At 72.9% G+C, this 14,859-nt stretch carries 16 protein-coding genes and 1 pseudogene; 11 read left to right on the forward strand and 6 right to left on the reverse strand.

The window, feature by feature from the left end; all coding sequences use genetic code 11:
• The first annotated feature begins 231 nt into the window (after positions 1–231).
• The 4 genes from ACZ6ZR_RS04300 (at position 232) to ACZ6ZR_RS04315 (ending at position 3,685) form a co-directional block, all read left to right on the forward strand.
• On the forward strand, positions 232–1,053 hold the full coding sequence (locus ACZ6ZR_RS04300) for a bestrophin-like domain (protein WP_465639215.1): 822 nt from the start codon (positions 232–234) through the stop codon (positions 1,051–1,053).
• A 49-nt stretch (positions 1,054–1,102) separates the two neighbouring features.
• Positions 1,103–1,801: a lysophospholipid acyltransferase family protein gene (locus ACZ6ZR_RS04305; RefSeq protein WP_465639217.1), complete on the forward strand. Its 699-nt coding sequence runs from the start codon at positions 1,103–1,105 to the stop codon at positions 1,799–1,801.
• A 109-nt stretch (positions 1,802–1,910) separates the two neighbouring features.
• Positions 1,911–2,837, forward strand: coding sequence for an NADP-dependent oxidoreductase (locus tag ACZ6ZR_RS04310; protein WP_465639219.1), 927 nt, complete (start codon positions 1,911–1,913; stop codon positions 2,835–2,837).
• Positions 2,838–2,956: 119 nt separating this feature from the next.
• On the forward strand, positions 2,957–3,685 hold the full coding sequence (locus ACZ6ZR_RS04315) for a class I SAM-dependent methyltransferase (protein WP_465639220.1): 729 nt from the start codon (positions 2,957–2,959) through the stop codon (positions 3,683–3,685).
• Between the two features lie 121 nt (positions 3,686–3,806).
• On the opposite strand, the gene ACZ6ZR_RS04320 is transcribed toward ACZ6ZR_RS04315, so the two are convergent.
• Complete coding sequence (locus tag ACZ6ZR_RS04320; protein WP_465639222.1) at positions 3,807–4,166, reverse strand: winged helix-turn-helix transcriptional regulator; 360 nt, start codon at positions 4,164–4,166, stop codon at positions 3,807–3,809.
• A gap of 53 nt (positions 4,167–4,219) precedes the next feature.
• Between ACZ6ZR_RS04320 and ACZ6ZR_RS04325 the strand changes: the two genes are divergently transcribed.
• Positions 4,220–5,107 (forward strand): NAD(P)-dependent oxidoreductase, encoded by an 888-nt coding sequence (locus tag ACZ6ZR_RS04325; protein ID WP_465639223.1) that lies wholly within the window; start codon positions 4,220–4,222, stop codon positions 5,105–5,107.
• Positions 5,108–5,130: 23 nt separating this feature from the next.
• Here the strand turns inward: ACZ6ZR_RS04325 and ACZ6ZR_RS04330 are convergent, their stop codons facing one another.
• Positions 5,131–5,643 (reverse strand): protein-tyrosine phosphatase family protein, encoded by a 513-nt coding sequence (locus ACZ6ZR_RS04330; protein WP_465639225.1) that lies wholly within the window; start codon positions 5,641–5,643, stop codon positions 5,131–5,133.
• A gap of 74 nt (positions 5,644–5,717) precedes the next feature.
• Here ACZ6ZR_RS04330 and ACZ6ZR_RS04335 point away from each other — a divergent pair, with 74 nt between their 5' ends.
• The 3 genes from ACZ6ZR_RS04335 (at position 5,718) to ACZ6ZR_RS04345 (ending at position 8,908) form a co-directional block, all read left to right on the forward strand.
• Positions 5,718–6,713, forward strand: a complete 996-nt coding sequence (locus ACZ6ZR_RS04335) for a serine hydrolase domain-containing protein (protein WP_465639227.1) — start codon at positions 5,718–5,720, stop codon at positions 6,711–6,713.
• 686 nt (positions 6,714–7,399) lie between these two features.
• A complete protein-coding gene (locus ACZ6ZR_RS04340) occupies positions 7,400–7,618 on the forward strand; it encodes a ferredoxin (protein WP_465639229.1) in 219 nt (72 codons plus the stop codon).
• An 84-nt stretch (positions 7,619–7,702) separates the two neighbouring features.
• On the forward strand, positions 7,703–8,908 hold the full coding sequence (locus ACZ6ZR_RS04345; protein WP_465639231.1) for a cytochrome P450: 1,206 nt from the start codon (positions 7,703–7,705) through the stop codon (positions 8,906–8,908).
• Positions 8,909–8,926: 18 nt separating this feature from the next.
• Here ACZ6ZR_RS04345 and ACZ6ZR_RS04350 read toward each other — a convergent pair.
• The 3 genes and pseudogenes from ACZ6ZR_RS04350 to ACZ6ZR_RS04360 form a co-directional block, all read right to left on the reverse strand.
• Positions 8,927–9,016: pseudogene (locus tag ACZ6ZR_RS04350) on the reverse strand (transposase); the annotation flags it as partial.
• 83 nt (positions 9,017–9,099) lie between these two features.
• Positions 9,100–10,809: a purine-cytosine permease family protein gene (locus tag ACZ6ZR_RS04355; protein WP_465639232.1), complete on the reverse strand. Its 1,710-nt coding sequence runs from the start codon at positions 10,807–10,809 to the stop codon at positions 9,100–9,102.
• Between the two features lie 121 nt (positions 10,810–10,930).
• Positions 10,931–11,683 carry a M24 family metallopeptidase gene (locus ACZ6ZR_RS04360; protein WP_465639234.1) on the reverse strand — a complete coding sequence of 251 codons (753 nt, stop codon included), beginning with the start codon at positions 11,681–11,683 and terminating at the stop codon, positions 10,931–10,933.
• Between the two features lie 93 nt (positions 11,684–11,776).
• Here ACZ6ZR_RS04360 and ACZ6ZR_RS04365 point away from each other — a divergent pair, with 93 nt between their 5' ends.
• Both ACZ6ZR_RS04365 and lepB read left to right on the forward strand, forming a co-directional pair.
• Positions 11,777–12,424 (forward strand): TetR/AcrR family transcriptional regulator, encoded by a 648-nt coding sequence (locus tag ACZ6ZR_RS04365; RefSeq protein ID WP_465639236.1) that lies wholly within the window; start codon positions 11,777–11,779, stop codon positions 12,422–12,424.
• Between the two features lie 109 nt (positions 12,425–12,533).
• Positions 12,534–13,205, forward strand: a complete 672-nt coding sequence (lepB, locus tag ACZ6ZR_RS04370) for a signal peptidase I (RefSeq protein ID WP_465639238.1) — start codon at positions 12,534–12,536, stop codon at positions 13,203–13,205.
• A gap of 15 nt (positions 13,206–13,220) precedes the next feature.
• Here the strand turns inward: lepB and ACZ6ZR_RS04375 are convergent, their stop codons facing one another.
• Entirely contained in the window at positions 13,221–13,805 is a 585-nt protein-coding gene (locus tag ACZ6ZR_RS04375) for a TetR/AcrR family transcriptional regulator (RefSeq protein ID WP_465639239.1), read from the reverse strand.
• Between the two features lie 218 nt (positions 13,806–14,023).
• On the opposite strand from ACZ6ZR_RS04375, the gene ACZ6ZR_RS04380 reads away from it, so the two are divergent.
• Positions 14,024–14,728, forward strand: coding sequence for a DUF6230 family protein (locus ACZ6ZR_RS04380; protein WP_465639241.1), 705 nt, complete (start codon positions 14,024–14,026; stop codon positions 14,726–14,728).
• The last annotated feature ends 131 nt before the right edge of the window (positions 14,729–14,859 follow it).

A 14,859-nucleotide genomic window follows, 5' to 3' on the forward strand; every position in this document is an offset into this window, starting at 1 on the left:
CGGGCTGTTTACCCCCGCCCTCCGTTTTATTTTCTTGGTGGGCCCCCCCCCGGGGGGGGGGGGCGCCCCCCCCCCCGGGGGGGCCGCCCCCGCCCCGGGGGGGGCCGCCCCACTGCCGCTTTCCCGCCCGGGGGAGTGAACGGTTCACCCGGGCGGGTGAGCGGCGCCCGGGGGCGCTCGGTGCATGGCCTACGCTCCCCGGGGACGAGGAGCCGGAAGAGGGGTGCCGCCGTGGAGCTGTGGCTGCTGAACGGGCTGGACACGGCGGCGCTCGCCGCGGTGATGGTCGGTGGGATCGTCCTGCTGGCCGTGGCGGGTGCCCTGCTGACCAGGCGTCGGTTCCCGCAGACCGTGCAGGGCGAGCACAACGAGATGGTCGGCGTGGTGCTCGGCATGTTCGGCGCGATCTACGGCATCATCCTGGCGTTCGTCATCGTCACCCTCTGGACCCAGCTGGATACCACCAACACCATCGTCGCCTCCGAGTCCACCGCCGCCGCCTCGCTGGTGCGCAACATCCGAGCCCTGCCGCCGCAGGAGCAGGACAAGGTGAACGCCGCGATGAGCGGCTACCTGCACGCGGTGGTGGAGGTCCAGTGGCCGCTGATGCGCGACGGCGTGCCCAACTACGAGTCCACCGCCCGGAGCCTGGACGCGGTCTACGACGCGCTCCAGGCCTACGAGCCGCAGACCGAGACCCAGCAGACCTTCTACGAGCTGGCCGCCGGCAACCTCAACGAGCTGGTCGCCCAGCGCCGGGCCCGGATCACCATGGCCACCCAGCAACTCCCGCTGCTGCTCCAGGTGCTGGTCTACGGCGGAGCGCTGGTGATCATCCCGCTGACCTTCCTCTACGGGGTCCGCAGCCGGCGCATGCAGCTGCTCTTCGTCGGCACGGTGTCCGCGCTGGTCGGCTTCAGCCTGCTGCTCACCCTGGTGCTGGACCGCCCGTTCTCCGGCGAACTGAGCGTCAGCCCGGCTCCGTACAAGGAGGGTGCGCTGGCGCGGTTCTGGTACGGGCCGTCGGGCACCGGGCCGGTGCTCGCCCGCTGAGCTCCGCGACCGTCCGGCGGTGTGGCCGTGCCGCGCTACCGTGGGCCGCATGAGCGAAGACGGGGCCGCGCGGCCCAAGGGCGGCGGAGTGCTGGCGGGGGTGGCCGGTGCGGTGCTCCCGGCGCTGGGGCGGATCACCGTCAGCGGGGCCGAGCAGCTGGAGACGGGCGGCGGCCGGGGCCTGATCCTGACGGCCAATCACACCTCGTTGGCCGACCCGGTGCTGATGCTCGGCGTCCTGGGCCGGCTGGGCGTCCGGCCGGTGGTCCTGGCCACCGCCGGGCTCTGGAAGATCCCCCTGCTGGGCCGGGCCCTCACCCGGGAGGGCTACGTCCCGGTGCACCGCGGCACCGCCCGCGCGGCCGACGCGCTGGTCGCCGCCGGAGCCGCGCTCGCGGCCGGCCGCAGCGTGCTGCTCTACCCCGAGGGCGGCCTGCCGCACTACCGCGCCTCCGCCGACCGCCCGCCGCGCCCCCTGAAGTCCGGCGCGGTCCGCCTCGCCGAGGCCACCGGCGCCCGCCTGCTCCCGATCGGCCACGCCGGCGCCCGCCGGGTCGCCTCCGGCAGCACCGCCAAACAACTCGCCGGCTGGGCCACCGCCCCCCTCCGCCGCCCCCGCGTCCATGTCCACTTCGGCGCCCCGCTCCACCCCGACCGGGACGGCGCCCTGGAGACCGCCCTCGCCGAAGCCTGGAGCTCAGCCGTCCGCGCCCTCGACCCCTCGGCCGTCCCCGACCTCTACCGCTGACGACCGGACGATTACTTGACAGGCTCAACTATTCAGGTCTACGGTCGATGAAGTACTTGAGGAACTGAAACATCGAGTACCTCAAATCTTTATGCACAGGAGTGTCACCATGAAGGCCATCACCTACCGCGTCTACGGCGGAGCCGACGTCCTCGAGTACGGCGAGGTCGCGATGCCGAAGCTGGGTCCGGACGCCGTGCTCGTGAAGGTCCGCGCGGCCTCGGTGAACCCGGTGGACTGGAAGATCCAGGCGGGCTACCTCGACGGGATGATGGACGCGGTCTTCCCGGTCATCCCGGGGTGGGACGTGGCGGGTGTGGTGGAGCAGGTCGGGGTCGGGGTGACCGAGTTCGCCGTGGGCGACGAGGTGATGGGGTACGTCCGGGAGGACATGGTCGGCCGCGGCACCTTCGCGGAGTACGTGGCCGCCCCGGTCCGGACGCTGGCGCACAAGCCCGCCGCGCTGAGCTTCGAGCAGGCCTCCGGCCTGCCGCTGGCCGGGCTCACCGCCCACCAGGCGCTGACCGACGCGCTGGCCGTGGGCCCGGGTGACACCGTGCTGGTGCACGCCGCCGCCGGTGGGGTCGGCGTGCTGGCCGTGCAGATCGCCGTCGCGCTGGGGGCCCGGGTGATCGGCACCGCCAGCGAGCGCAACCACGACTTCCTGCGCGGCCTCGGCGCCGAGCCGGTCGCCTACGGCGAGGGTCTGGCCGAGCGGGTCCGCGCGCTCGCCCCGGCGGGTGTGGACGCGGTGCTCGACCTGGTCGGCGGCGAGGCCCTGACCGTCTCCCCGTCGCTGCTGGCCGAGGGCGGCCGGCTGGCCTCGATCGCCGACGGCGCGGTGCTCGGCCTCGGTGGCCGGTACGTCTTCGTCCGCCCCGACCGGGCCGGGCTCGCGGAGCTGGCCGACCTGGCCGACAAGGGCCTGCTCACCGTCGAGGTGGCCGCCACCTTCCCGCTGGAGCGGGCGGCCGATGCCCAGCGCCTGAACGCCGAGGGCCACACCCGCGGCAAGATCGTGGTCACCGTCGCCTGACGCCTCGTGAAGGGTCCGCACCGTCCCGGGACGGTGCGGACCCTTTGTGCTGGTCCAACGCCTTTGCTGCGCAAGGTAATTCGCTTGGGCCGGGCCGGTTCGCCGGTGATACTGGCGCGATGTTCTCCGACGCCGACGCGGCCGCGCTCTATGACCAGCTGAACCCGTGGGACCCGGACCTCTGGCCGGGCGACGCCTTCTACGACGGCCTGGTGGCCGCCGCCCCCTCCGTGCTGGACGTGGGCTGCGGCACGGGCCAGATGCTCCACCGGGCCCGCGAACGCGGCCACGCCGGACGGCTCGCCGGGATCGACCCGGACGACGCCTCGCTGGACCGGGCCCGCCGCCGCGCCGACGTCGAGTGGGTCCGGGGCACGGCCGCGCAGTCCGCCTGGGACGCCGAGTTCGACCTCGCCACCATGACCGGCCACGCCTTCCAGTGCCTGGTCACGGACGAGGAGTTGACCGCCTCCCTGGCCGCCGTCCGGACCGCGCTGCGCCCGGGCGGCCGCTTCGTCTTCGAGACCCGCCACCCCCAGGCCCGCGCCTGGGAGCGCTGGAACCCCGCCAACGGCTCCGAGGTCACCGACGCCACCGGCCGCACCCTCTGGGTCGAGCACCGCGTCGAGTCCGTCACCGCCGACGTGGTCACCTTCACCGAGACCACCACCGAATCCGGCCAGGTCCTCCGGACCGACCGTTCCAGCCTGCGCTTCCTCGACGTCCCCGCCCTCGACGACTTCCTCGCCGCCGCCGGCCTCCTGGTCGACGCCCGTTACGGCGACTGGCACCGCGGCCCGCTCACCGCTGACAGCCGGGAGATCGTCACCGTCGCCCGCCGCCGGTAGCGCGGGCAGCCGCAGCGGGCGGGCATCGGATGGAAGCTGCCCGGTACCCACTTTTTTGTGGGTACTGGGCAGCGTCGTGCGGAGTGCGCAGACTTGTCGGCAGAGGGGAGATGACAGCAGGTCAGGAGGCCGGGCGTTCGGCCTGCCGGGCTGCCAGCTGGTCGAGGCGTTCGTGGCCCAGATCGGAGATGGGGCCGAGGGCCACCGAGAGGCGGCGGCCGAAGTCGGTCAGCGAGTAGACCGTCTTCAGCGGCAGCACGTCGTGCACCTCACGGTGCACCAGGCCGTCGGACTCCATGTCGCGCAGCGCCTGGGTGAGGACCTTCTCGCTCAGGCCGGGCAGCCGTCGGCGGAGTTCGGCCGGGCGGTGCGGGCCGGCCTCCAGCAGCCAGAGCAGGGCCGTCTTCCACTTGCCGTCGATCACGGCGATCGCGGCGGTCACCCCGCACACGTTCGGGTTCACGGCCTGACTGCGCGTCATCTCTTCCCCCAAGAGTCCTTGTTGTCCACCACCATGTCTACAGGAGCCGAAGTATGTCCACCAACCACACCCTCCCCACCGTCACCGTGCTCGGCCTCGGGCCGATGGGCCGCGCGCTGGCCGCTGCCTTCGTGGCGGCGGGCGTCCGCACCACGGTCTGGAACCGCACCCCGGGCCGGGACGCCGAGCTGGTCGCGGCCGGGGCGGTGAGCGCCGCGACGGCCGAAGAGGCAGTGGCGGCGAGCGAGTTGACCGTCGTCTGCGTGGTCAACTACGACGCCTCGGACGCCGTGCTGCGCCGTCCGGAGGTCGAGGCCGCACTCAAGGGCCGCACCCTGGTCAACCTCACCGCCGACTCGCCGGACCGGGCCCGCTCCACCGGCGCCTGGGCGGCCGGTCACGGCATCGACTACCTGGACGGCGCCATCATGACCCCGGCCCCGAGCATCGGCGGGCCGGAGGCGGTCCTCCTCCACAGCGGTCCGGCCGCCCTGTACGAGCGGTACGCACCGGTGCTGGCCGTGCTCGGCGGAAGCCACACCCACCTCGGCGAGGACGTCGGCCGGGCGGCCGGCTTCGACATCGCGCTGCTGGACGTCTTCTGGACCGCGATGGCCGGCTACGTGCACGCGCTGGCGCTGGCCAAGGCGGAGGGCATCAGCGGGCGGGAGCTGGCACCGTTCGCCCAGGGCATCGGGGCCATCCTGCCGCCGCTGTTCGCGGAGTTCGCCGAGGACTTCGACAGCGGGACGTACTCGGGCGCCATCAACCCGCTCACCTCAGGCGTCTCGACCATGGCCCACGTGGTGCACACCGCCGAGGCTCACGGCATCGAGTCCGGGGTGATGCGTGCGGCCGAGGGGCTGACCCGCCGCACCATCGCGCTCGGACACGGCGCTGACGGCATCAGCCGCCTCGCCGAGGTCTTGGGTCGTCGCTGATCTCTCCTACGGGGGTGGGGAGTTCAGGCGATGGCATCGAGCTCGCTGAGGAGTGCGGACACCCCGAGGCCGGTCGTGAGGTACTGCACGAACACCTCGTTGTGCAGCGCCCAGGGCGACCGCCGCCGCCGGATCAGCTCGACCGCGTCGGGCACCCGATGGCCCAGCTCCACCAGGGCCTGCGCGGTGACCAGGCCCGAGCGGTTGTAGCCGGAGTGGCACCGCACCAGCACGGTGCCGCCGCTCCGGACGGCCCGGGCCAGCGACCCCGCCATCCGCTCCGCCGCCCGCAGTTGAGCGCCCGTCAGCGGGCCGTCCGGCATCGGTACGACCAGGTGCTCCACCCCGGCGGCCGGCCCGTGTCCCGGAGCGCTGTACAGGCTCACCACCAGGTCGAACTCGGTGCCGACCACGGCCGGTTGTAACTCCCCGGCCCGGTCGTGCCAGACGTGGCCGCCCATCCAGAGGCCGGGAACGATCTCGTTCCACGGCTGCTCGGGCCCCGGTACGTCCCGGTCCCGCTGCTTCGTCCGCATCGTACGCACCCCTCCTGTCCGCCCCAACGGGGGAGCCCTCACGGGAGTTCCGGGCCTGTGGTTATCGTGGCGGCATGGCGGATGATCTCGGCGCGCTGGCGCAGCGGACGGCGGACGGACTGGCCCGGGAGCGGGTGGGCGTGGTGGTGGCGGCGCTGGCCGACGGGGAGGTGGAGGTGCGGGCCGCCGGGGCGGTGGGGGTCGAGGACGTCTTCGAGATCGGCTCGGTGACCAAGGTGTTCACCGCACTGGCGCTGGCCGCGTTGGTGGTGGACGGCGAGGTCGGGCTCGACCAGCCGTTGGCCGAACTCCTGCCGGAGGCGGCACACTTGACGCGGGACGGGGAAGCCGTGACGCTCCGTCGACTGGCCCAGCACACCTCCGGCCTGCCCCGTCTCCCGCACGGCATGCTGCTGCGCGCGCTGCTCCGCCCGTCCACGCCGGACCCGTACGCCGGGCTGACCGAACCGGTCCTGCTCGGCACCCTGGCGAAGACCCGGCTGGGCGCGGTGCCGGGCAAGCGCCACCGCTACTCCAACCTCGGCGCCGGACTGCTCGGCCTGGCCCTGACCCGGCACACCGGCACCGACTACGAGGGCCTGCTGGCCCGCCACGTCACCGGCCCGCTCGGCCTTCCCGGCATACGGGTGGCCCCCGAGCGCCGCCAGGTCCAGGGCCACGACCGCCGCCGCCGTCCGGTCGCCCCGTGGCACCTGGCCGCGCTGGCCGGTGCGGGTGCGCTGCACGCCACCGCCGGGGAGCTGGCCGCCTTCCTCGGTGCCCAACTGGAGCCGGAGAAGAGCGGGTTGTCCGAGGCGATTGCCCTGACCCGGAGCGTCCGCCACCCGATGACCCCCTTCGCCTGGGCCCATCTCGGTTGGATGGGACATCAGTTGCACGCCAAGCAGGGCGGAGCGGTGGAGCTCTGGCACAACGGCGGGACGGGAGGCTTCTCGTCGCTCGTCGCCTTCACCCCGGAGCGCGGCACCGGCGTCGTGGTCCTGACCAACACCCAACACTCGGTCGACGGACCGGCCTTCACGCTGCTGCGCGAACTCTCAGCGGGCTAGTGCCGTGCCCGGCACTAGGCCGTTTCCTGGCGATCAGTTGAGCGGTTGACAGGACCGTGGGACATATCTGACAGATGCTCAGTGGGAGCGGCTCGAGCCGCGCCGCCCCGGCACTGCTGATCTGGCTCCGCTCGTGATCGTCAGGACAGTGCCCAGTGCCGTGGCCGCATGGGTTGCCCGAGGGACCGGGCGGGGCGCCCGGAGGCTGCGGTCCGGCCGGAACTGTTCGTTCAGGTCGCCATCGAGGGCCTCCGGTGCGGTCCCTGCTACCCCACAGGCCAGTTCCCTGCTACCCCACGGGGCAGTCTTTTGCTACCTCACGGCCCAGTTCCCTGCTGCCCCGCGGGCCAGTTCCCCTCCACCCCGCCGGGTGGCCCTGCGGTTCGCCCGGATGGTGCGCCACCGACCGGACAAGAGCGTCGCCGAGGCCGAAACAGTCGGCGTAGTACGGGAGTTGGCAACGGCCGAAGGCTTGTGAGGCCGTCCGCGCGGCCGGGTCCGCCGACCCGTCCGGCGAGGTGCCACGGGTTGAAATGCCGTGCGCCGCAAGGGGGGTTCGCACACAGGGGCCGAATCAGCCATTCCCGATCCGGCCGCCGTGGACGGACCGGTGACGGCTAGGTTGACCGTGACGACGAGAGGTGGCCGCCGGACAGCCGGCGCCACCCTGGCGAAAGGTGCCCGACATGAAGGTGAGCGTCGACCGGGACCGTTGCTGCAGCTCCGGCCTGTGCGTGACGAACGCCTCCGCGGTCTTCGAGCAGGACGACCGGGACGGTCTGGTGAGGCTCCGTCAGACCGTCCTGATGCCACAGCAGTTCGACGCCGTCAGGCTTGCCTCCGAGCTCTGCCCGGGCGGGGCGATCACCGTCACCGGGTACGAGCCCGCACGGACCGGGGCCTGACGGACCCCCGCCGCAGGCCGCGCCGGGAACCTTCCCCGGCCCCGAACCCCACGAGAACACCCGCGACGCGAGGAGTGTCCCGCCTTGACCACCGCACCGACCACCCCCGTCCTCCCTCTGCCGGCCCCGCACTCCGGCTCCTGCCCGTTCGGCCCGCCGCCCGCGTACCCCGAGGCCGCCGCCACCGGGCCGGTGACCAGGGCAAAGCTGCCCGACGGCGACCTCTGCTGGTTGGTCACCGGCTTCGACGAGGTCCGCACCGTGCTGTCCGACCGCCGGTTCAGTGCCGACATACGCCACCCCACCTTCCCACTGCTGATCGCCGGCGCTCGCGAGCTGATCACCGACAATCCGGACTTCCTGCGGTTGGACGACCCCGAGCACGCCCGCCAGCGCCGCATGATCACCGGGGAGTTCCTGGTCAAGCGGGTGGAGGCGCTGCGCCCGGAGATCCAGCGGATCGTGGACGGGGTGCTGGACCGGATGACCGCGGGCCGAACCACGGCCGACCTGGTCACCGACTTCGCGCTGCCGGTGCCCTCGCTGGCGATCTGCCTGCTGCTCGGCGTGCCGTACGAGGACCACGGCCGCTTCCAGGGCCTGAGCCGCACGATGGTCAGCCGGGAGGTCACCGTGGAGCAGCTCCGGGAGGCCCAGGAAGAGGTCCGGGACTACCTTCGCGGTCTGACGGACCGCAAGCGCGCGCACCCGGAGGACGATGCCCTCAGCCGACTCGCGGCGCGGGACGACCTGACCCCGGACGACGTGGCCGGCATGGGCGTGCTGCTGCTGATCGCCGGGCACGACACGACCGCGAGCATGATCTCGCTGTCGACGGCGCTGCTGCTGGAGCAGCCCGAGCAGATCCCCGCCCTGGCCGATCCGGCCACCCTGCCGGGTGCGGTGGAGGAGCTGTTGCGGCTGCTGACCATCGTGCACACCGGCCTGCCCCGGGTGGCGCTGGAGGACGTGGAGCTGGGCGGCGTCACCGTCCGGGCCGGGGAGGGCGTGATGGCGCTGCTCTCCACCGCCAACCGGGACGAGGCGGTGTTCGGTGGTGCCGGCCGTCGGGCGACGGACGAGCTGGACCTCGGCAGGGACGCCCGGCGGCAGCTGGCGTTCGGCTTCGGCGTGCACCAGTGCCTGGGGCAGCCGCTGGCCCGCGCCGAACTCCAGATCGCCCTGGAGACGCTGTTCCGCCGGCTGCCGGGGCTGCGGCTGGCCGGCGAGCGCGAGTTCCGTACCGAGTCGTTCATCTACGGGATGCGGTCACTGCCCGTGACCTGGTGACCAGGCCCGATGAAGAACGTAGCGCTCCGGCAGGTCCCGCCAGGGCACGCCGGTGCGGACCCGGAACAGGATCCCGTTGACCACCTGCCGGTGGGCGCGGTTCGTCATGGTCCGAGAGTGGGCCGGGTGCTGCGGCTGGTCTGCGGGTTCGGACGGTGTGGTCGGGAGCAGTCAGAACTTCTGCCGCACCGCTAGGAGTTGTCGGAGCCCCGCAGGGTCGGAAGGCCGAGGAGGACCGGGCCGGTGGTGGGGCGGGTGCAGACGTCGTGGCAGTCAGCGTCGAGGCTGCAGCAGAGGGAGCAGATGGTCCCGCTGTGGAAGGGACAGGAGGCGGTGTCGGGGATCTCGTAGTGGCCCTCGCAGACCACGCACTGCCGGGTCTCGGTCGAATCGAGCATCTCCGCTTCGGGGTTGGGGCGGGCGAGGTAGTAGCGCCCCTTGGTGGCCCAGGCGATCAGCGGGCAGAGCAGCATGGCGAGCGCGAGTGCGATGAACGGGCTGAAGGCCTTGGCGTAGGCGCCGAACAGGCCGAAGAAGGCGGCGATGGAGACGGCGGCGGCCACGCACATGGCGCCGAAGCCGGCCGGGTTGACGGGGTGCAGATGGGCGCGCTTGAACTCGATGTGCTTCGGGCTCAGGCCCAGCGGCTTGTTGATCACCAGGTCGGCGGTGACGGCGCCGATCCAGGCGATGGCGACGTTGGAGTAGAAGCCGAGCAGGGAGCCGAGCGCGCTGAACATGTCGAGCTCCATCAGCAGCAGCGCGACACCGCAGTTGAGGAAGATGTACCAGACCCGGCCGGGGTGGCGGTGGGTGATCCGGGAGAAGAAGTTCGACCAGGAGAGCGAGCCCGAGTAGGCGTTGGTCGAGTTGATCTTGATCTGGGAGATCACCACGAAGAGCCCGGCCACGGGTAGCGCGGCGGCGCCCAGCCACGGCCGCAGCGACTCCACGTACGGGGCGATCGGCTCCAGCGCCTTTGCCTCGCCGACCACCCCGAGCGCCGCGAACGCCAGCAGCGCGCCGCCGAGTTGCTTCAGGGCGCCGATCACCACCCAGCCCGGCCCGGCGGCGAGCACGGCCAGGTCCCAGCGCCGGGCGTTGGCGGGCGTCCGGGCCGGCATGAAGCGGAGGTAGTCGGCCTGCTCGCCGATCTGCGCGATCAGCGACAGGGCGACTCCGGTGCCGAGGCCGAAGCCCAGCAGGGTGAAGCCCGAGCCGACTCCGTGGGTGCCGCCGAAGGAGGTGAACTCCCGGAAGGTGGACGGTGATTCGACGGCGAGGACGACGAACGGGGCGATCAGGCCGAGGATCCAGACCGGCTGCGTCCAGGACTGCATCCGGGCGATCCACGCCATCCCCTTGAAGACGATCGGGACGACGATCACGGTGGTCAGCAGGTAGCCCAGGGGCAGCGGCAGGTGCAGCACCTCGTGGAAGGCCTGCGCCATGATCGAGCCTTCGAGGGCGAAGAAGATGAAGGTGAAGCTCGCGTACACCAGTGAGGTCAGGGTCGAGCCGAAGTAGCCGAAGCCGGAACCCCGGGTGAGCAGATCCATGTCGACGCCGTTGGCCGCGCAGGCCCGGGCGATCGGGATGGCGGTCAGGAAGATCACCACCGCGGCGGTGAGGATCGAGGCCAGCGCGTTGGTGAAGCCGTAGGACATGACGATGCCCGCGCCGATCGCGTAGTCCGCGAGGTAGGCGATCCCGCCCAGGGCGGTGGAGGCGACCGATGCGGGGGACCAGCGGCGGAAGGAGTGCGGGGCGTAGCGGAGCGAGTAGTCCTCAAGGCTCTCGTTCGCGGCCGACTTGGCGTACGAGCGCCGAGGGCCCGGCGTCGGCGCACTCGCCGCCGGCGGGGTCGGGGGGTGAACGGGTGGGCTGCTGAGCTCGGTCATCGCCGCTCCTCGACGTCGGTGGCAGATGACCGGTGAGGCTAGGGACGCCGTGTGAAGTCCGTGGTGCCCGCACCGTTTCGTTCGGGTAACCCCGGTTCCGTGCCCTGTGGTTGGCGCTCCGTCAGGATGGGGGGCAGAGCCGCGGGAGGACGTGCGGGAGGTCGTCGTCGAGCCAGCAGGCGGCGTCCTCGGTGACCACCAGCAGTTCCTCGAAGGCGACGCCGACGCCGCGGAAGGCGACCCTGGGAGCGACGGACCACAGGCCGGGCGGCAGGGAGCGCGCGTCGGGGAGGGGCTGCGCCGGGTGCGCGATCACGCCGCCGGGCAGGGCCCGGTCGGGGGTGGCGTAGCCGTGCCGGGAGGCGAGCGCGTCGACGGCCCGGCCGAGCCGGAACAGCGGGCTGCCGAGCCGGACTTCACGGAGCACCAGGTCACGGTAGGCGGGGAGGTCGGCGCGGAGGGTGTCCCAGACGGGATTGCGGCCGAGCCGCCCGGCCAGGGCGATGCCGACGGTGCAGCCGTGCGCGGTGACGGCCGCGTCCAGCAGGTAGGGCATGCCGTCCCGGAGGCGTTCGGGCTCGCGTAGCCGGGCCAGCAGCCGGCCGCCCGCCGTAGCCGTCCGCCGGCCGAAGCGGGCACCCGGCCGCCGGGCGAAGGCGCCGAGGCCGGCCGCCCGCAGGGACTGCCGCAGCCACTCGGCCGCGTCGCCCTCCCGCATGCCGGCCCGCAGCTGCCCGGCGGCCCGTTCGGCCACCCGGTAGGCGAGTTGCTGGAGGTCGCGGTAGCGGTCGAGGTCGGACTCCTCGTACGGGAGGGCCGGCCGTCGCAGGCGGCCCGGGGCCGTGCCGGGCGACCGGAGGGGGCTGCTGGGCATGGCGGTACCTCGCCTCGCGGGTCGGCCGGACGGAGCTTGTTGAGTAGTACTCAAAAGTAGCCACGCGCGCGGTGAAGTCAATAGGATGCGCAGATGCTTCCCCCACCCCGCGCCGGACGGCGGCTCTCGGCGGACCAGCGCCGCCGCCAGATCCTGGACTCCGCCCGGGAGTTGGTGCACTCCGACGGCCTGGAGACGCTGTCGGTGGAGTCGGCGGCCCGCTCGGCGGGGGTGTCGCCGGGCCTGCTGTTCCACTACTTCGGCTCCCAGCGCGGATTCCGGTCGGCCGTGGTGCAGTTGGTGGCGGAGGAGCTGCTCGGCCAGGTCGCACCCGATCCGACGCTCAGTGGCGCGCAGCAACTGCGCGGCGGCATCGAGACGTTCATCGCCTTCGTGGGCCGTCACCCCTCGCTCTACCTGGCGGTGGTCCGGCAGGTGGAGCGGGGCGGCACCGGCACCATGGCGACCCTCCACCGCGACCTCCGGGCGCGGTTCGCGGAGTGGATCACGGCGGCGCTGGTGGCGGCGGGGACGCCCCGTACCCCCGCCGTCACCGCCACCGTCCACGGCTGGCTGGCGTACATGGAGGAGCTGTTGGTCGGCTGGCTGGACGGCGCGGAGCTGACCGCCGATCAGCTCGCCGAGCTGTGCGAGCGCAGCGCGTACCAGCTGGTCGCGGTGGCGCTCGACGACCCCGAACGCTGGCGGGCGATCCGGGCGGCCCTCGACCGCCGCCCCTGAGCGGGGAACGGCCCGGGTCTTCCGGAACGGGCGGTCGCACCGCTACCGTCCCGTCGCACCGGATCGCATCCACACCGTGCACCGGCCCCCTCCCGGTCAGGAGTGCCCGATGCCGACTGCCCAGCCCGTCACGGACGTTGACCTCGACGTGGCCGCCGACCGGCCCCGGCGGCGGACCGCCCGGGTGCTGCTCGGCGGGCTGACCGGCGTGGCCGTGGTGGCCGTGCTCGCCGCGGTGGCGGTGGCCGCGCTCGCCGTGCGGGTGGACGGTTCGAGCATGCGGCCCACGCTCGCCGACGGCCAGCGTTTGCTGACGGTGCCCGGCAGTGACGGGGCGTCGGTGCGCCGGCTGGACGTGGTGCTGCTGAAGCGTCCGGGCCGGGACGAGGTGATCGTCAAGCGGGTGATTGGCCTGCCCGGTGACCGGGTGGAGATCTCCTCGACGCCGCAGGACCCGTTCGCCGTGCTGGTGCAGCCGGGCGGCGGCGGCCCGTGGTTCCGCGTCGCCCTGCCCGCGTGGCAGGCCCAGGCCCACCGGACCGTCAGCTGCTGCACGCCGGACGGCTCCCGGACGGCGGCTCCGAGCGTGCGGACGGTCCCGCCGGGCCGGGTGTTCTTCCTCGGCGACAACCCGGACGGCTCGGAGGACTCGCGCACCTTCGGCTGGGGAGACCTCGCGACCGTCGCGGGCCGGGTCGGCCTGCGGGTCTGGCCCCCGGCCGCGTTCGGCACCCTGGACACCGCGCCGACCCTCACCGAGGTCCCGGCGCCGACGGACTGACGCCCGGGAAGGTCCTCAGGCCTGCGCGACGCGGACGAAGACCTCGGCGATCCGGCGCGCGGAGGCGGCGGGGTCGCCCGCGCCCTGGACGATGTGACTGGCGGTCAGCCGGACGGCGGAGTCGACGGCGAGCTCCCGCGAGTCGGGGTCGATCGTGGGCCACGCGGTGGCGGCGTAGCCGTCGAGCATCGCGGTGGCGATGGTGAAGGCCGACTCGGCGCGGGTGGTGAGGTAGGACAGCAGGCCGTCCTCGCCGTCCCGGGTGGTGGTGAGCATCGCCTTGACCAGGGGGTTGCGCCCGGCGAGCCGGAGGGTGAAGAGGGCGGCGGCCTCGGCGGCGGCCCGCGGGTCCTCGGGGTGCTCGTGGAGCTGCTGCTCGATGCCGCGGAGGCAGAGCTCGAGTTCGCGGCCGAAGAGCGCCTCGCCGAGCGCGTCCTTGGAGCCGAACTCGTTGTAGACGGTCTGCCGGCTGACTCCCGCGACGGCGGCGACCTGGGTCATCCGCAGCCGGTCGAAGCCGTCGGCGGTGACCAGGTCCCGGGCGGTGTCGAGCAGCCGGTCCCGCAGCAGTGACCTGACGGTCTCCCTGATCCATGCCATCCGCCGACTATAGCCACGCCGCAGGTCAGCTGAGCAGACGCCTGTACCGGCTTGTGCCAACGCTATTGACACCTACTCACCTCCTGCTTACTTTCTGGACACGCAGCCGAAATATGTAAAGCGCTCCGGGGGTGTCGGGATGGGCGCTCCCGGAGCCGGCCGCGCCTTCAGGTACCCGCGCACCCCCTCAGCCGCGCGGGACGACGGATGGAGACCCCATGCAGGAAGAATCCAGAGGTGTCACGCGCTGGCGCAGGTCCGCGCTGGTCGCGGTGCCGGCCACGGCCGTCATCGGCGCGATGACGCTGGCGATGGTCCAGGGCGTGCTCGCCGCGAACCTCTCGCTCACCAGCGTTCCGTTCACCCTGTCCTCGAACACCGTCGCGGCCTCCAAGGGTCTCGGTGCGGTCCTGACCACCGTGACCGCCGGCAGCCCCACCGCCGCGGCCGAGGTCGGTCTGCCCAAGGCGGGCCTGGACGGGATCTGCATCCACGCCGTCCAGACGGTCAACCTGCCGGTCGTCGGCACGGTCGGCACCTGGTCGATGAACATCTCCTCACCGGCCGCGGCCACCCCCCTCACCACCGCCCAACTCGCCGCCGGGCAGGGCATCCAGGCGAACAACCTGATCCTGGACGCCCAGTCGGTGAAGGGCGCCACCGCGACCCTGAACGCGACCGCCACCACCCCGAACCAGATCGGTGCGGCGGCCGACAGCGCCAACATCAAGGGCACCGGCATCACCGACGGCACCGCGGGCCAGTTCGGCCTGGACGCCACCGGCGGCCAGACCGACATCCTCGGCCTCAAGGCCAACGCCAACGGCGCCACCATCGGCGGCGCCATCACCCTGCCGAACCTGGCGATCAACCTGGCCAACGGGGACACCGCCGGGAAGGGCGCGGGCGGCGGCGACTGCTGACGGACCCTCGGGTCCCGAAGCACCGCCCGCACCCGGGGTGGGGCGCCGTGCACGGACGGCGCCCCACCCACCCCCGCACCTCCGACGCCCCAGCGAGGATCCCGATGGAAACCACCCCCGACACTTCCGCC

The organism is Kitasatospora sp. NPDC088742, assembly GCF_055584905.1.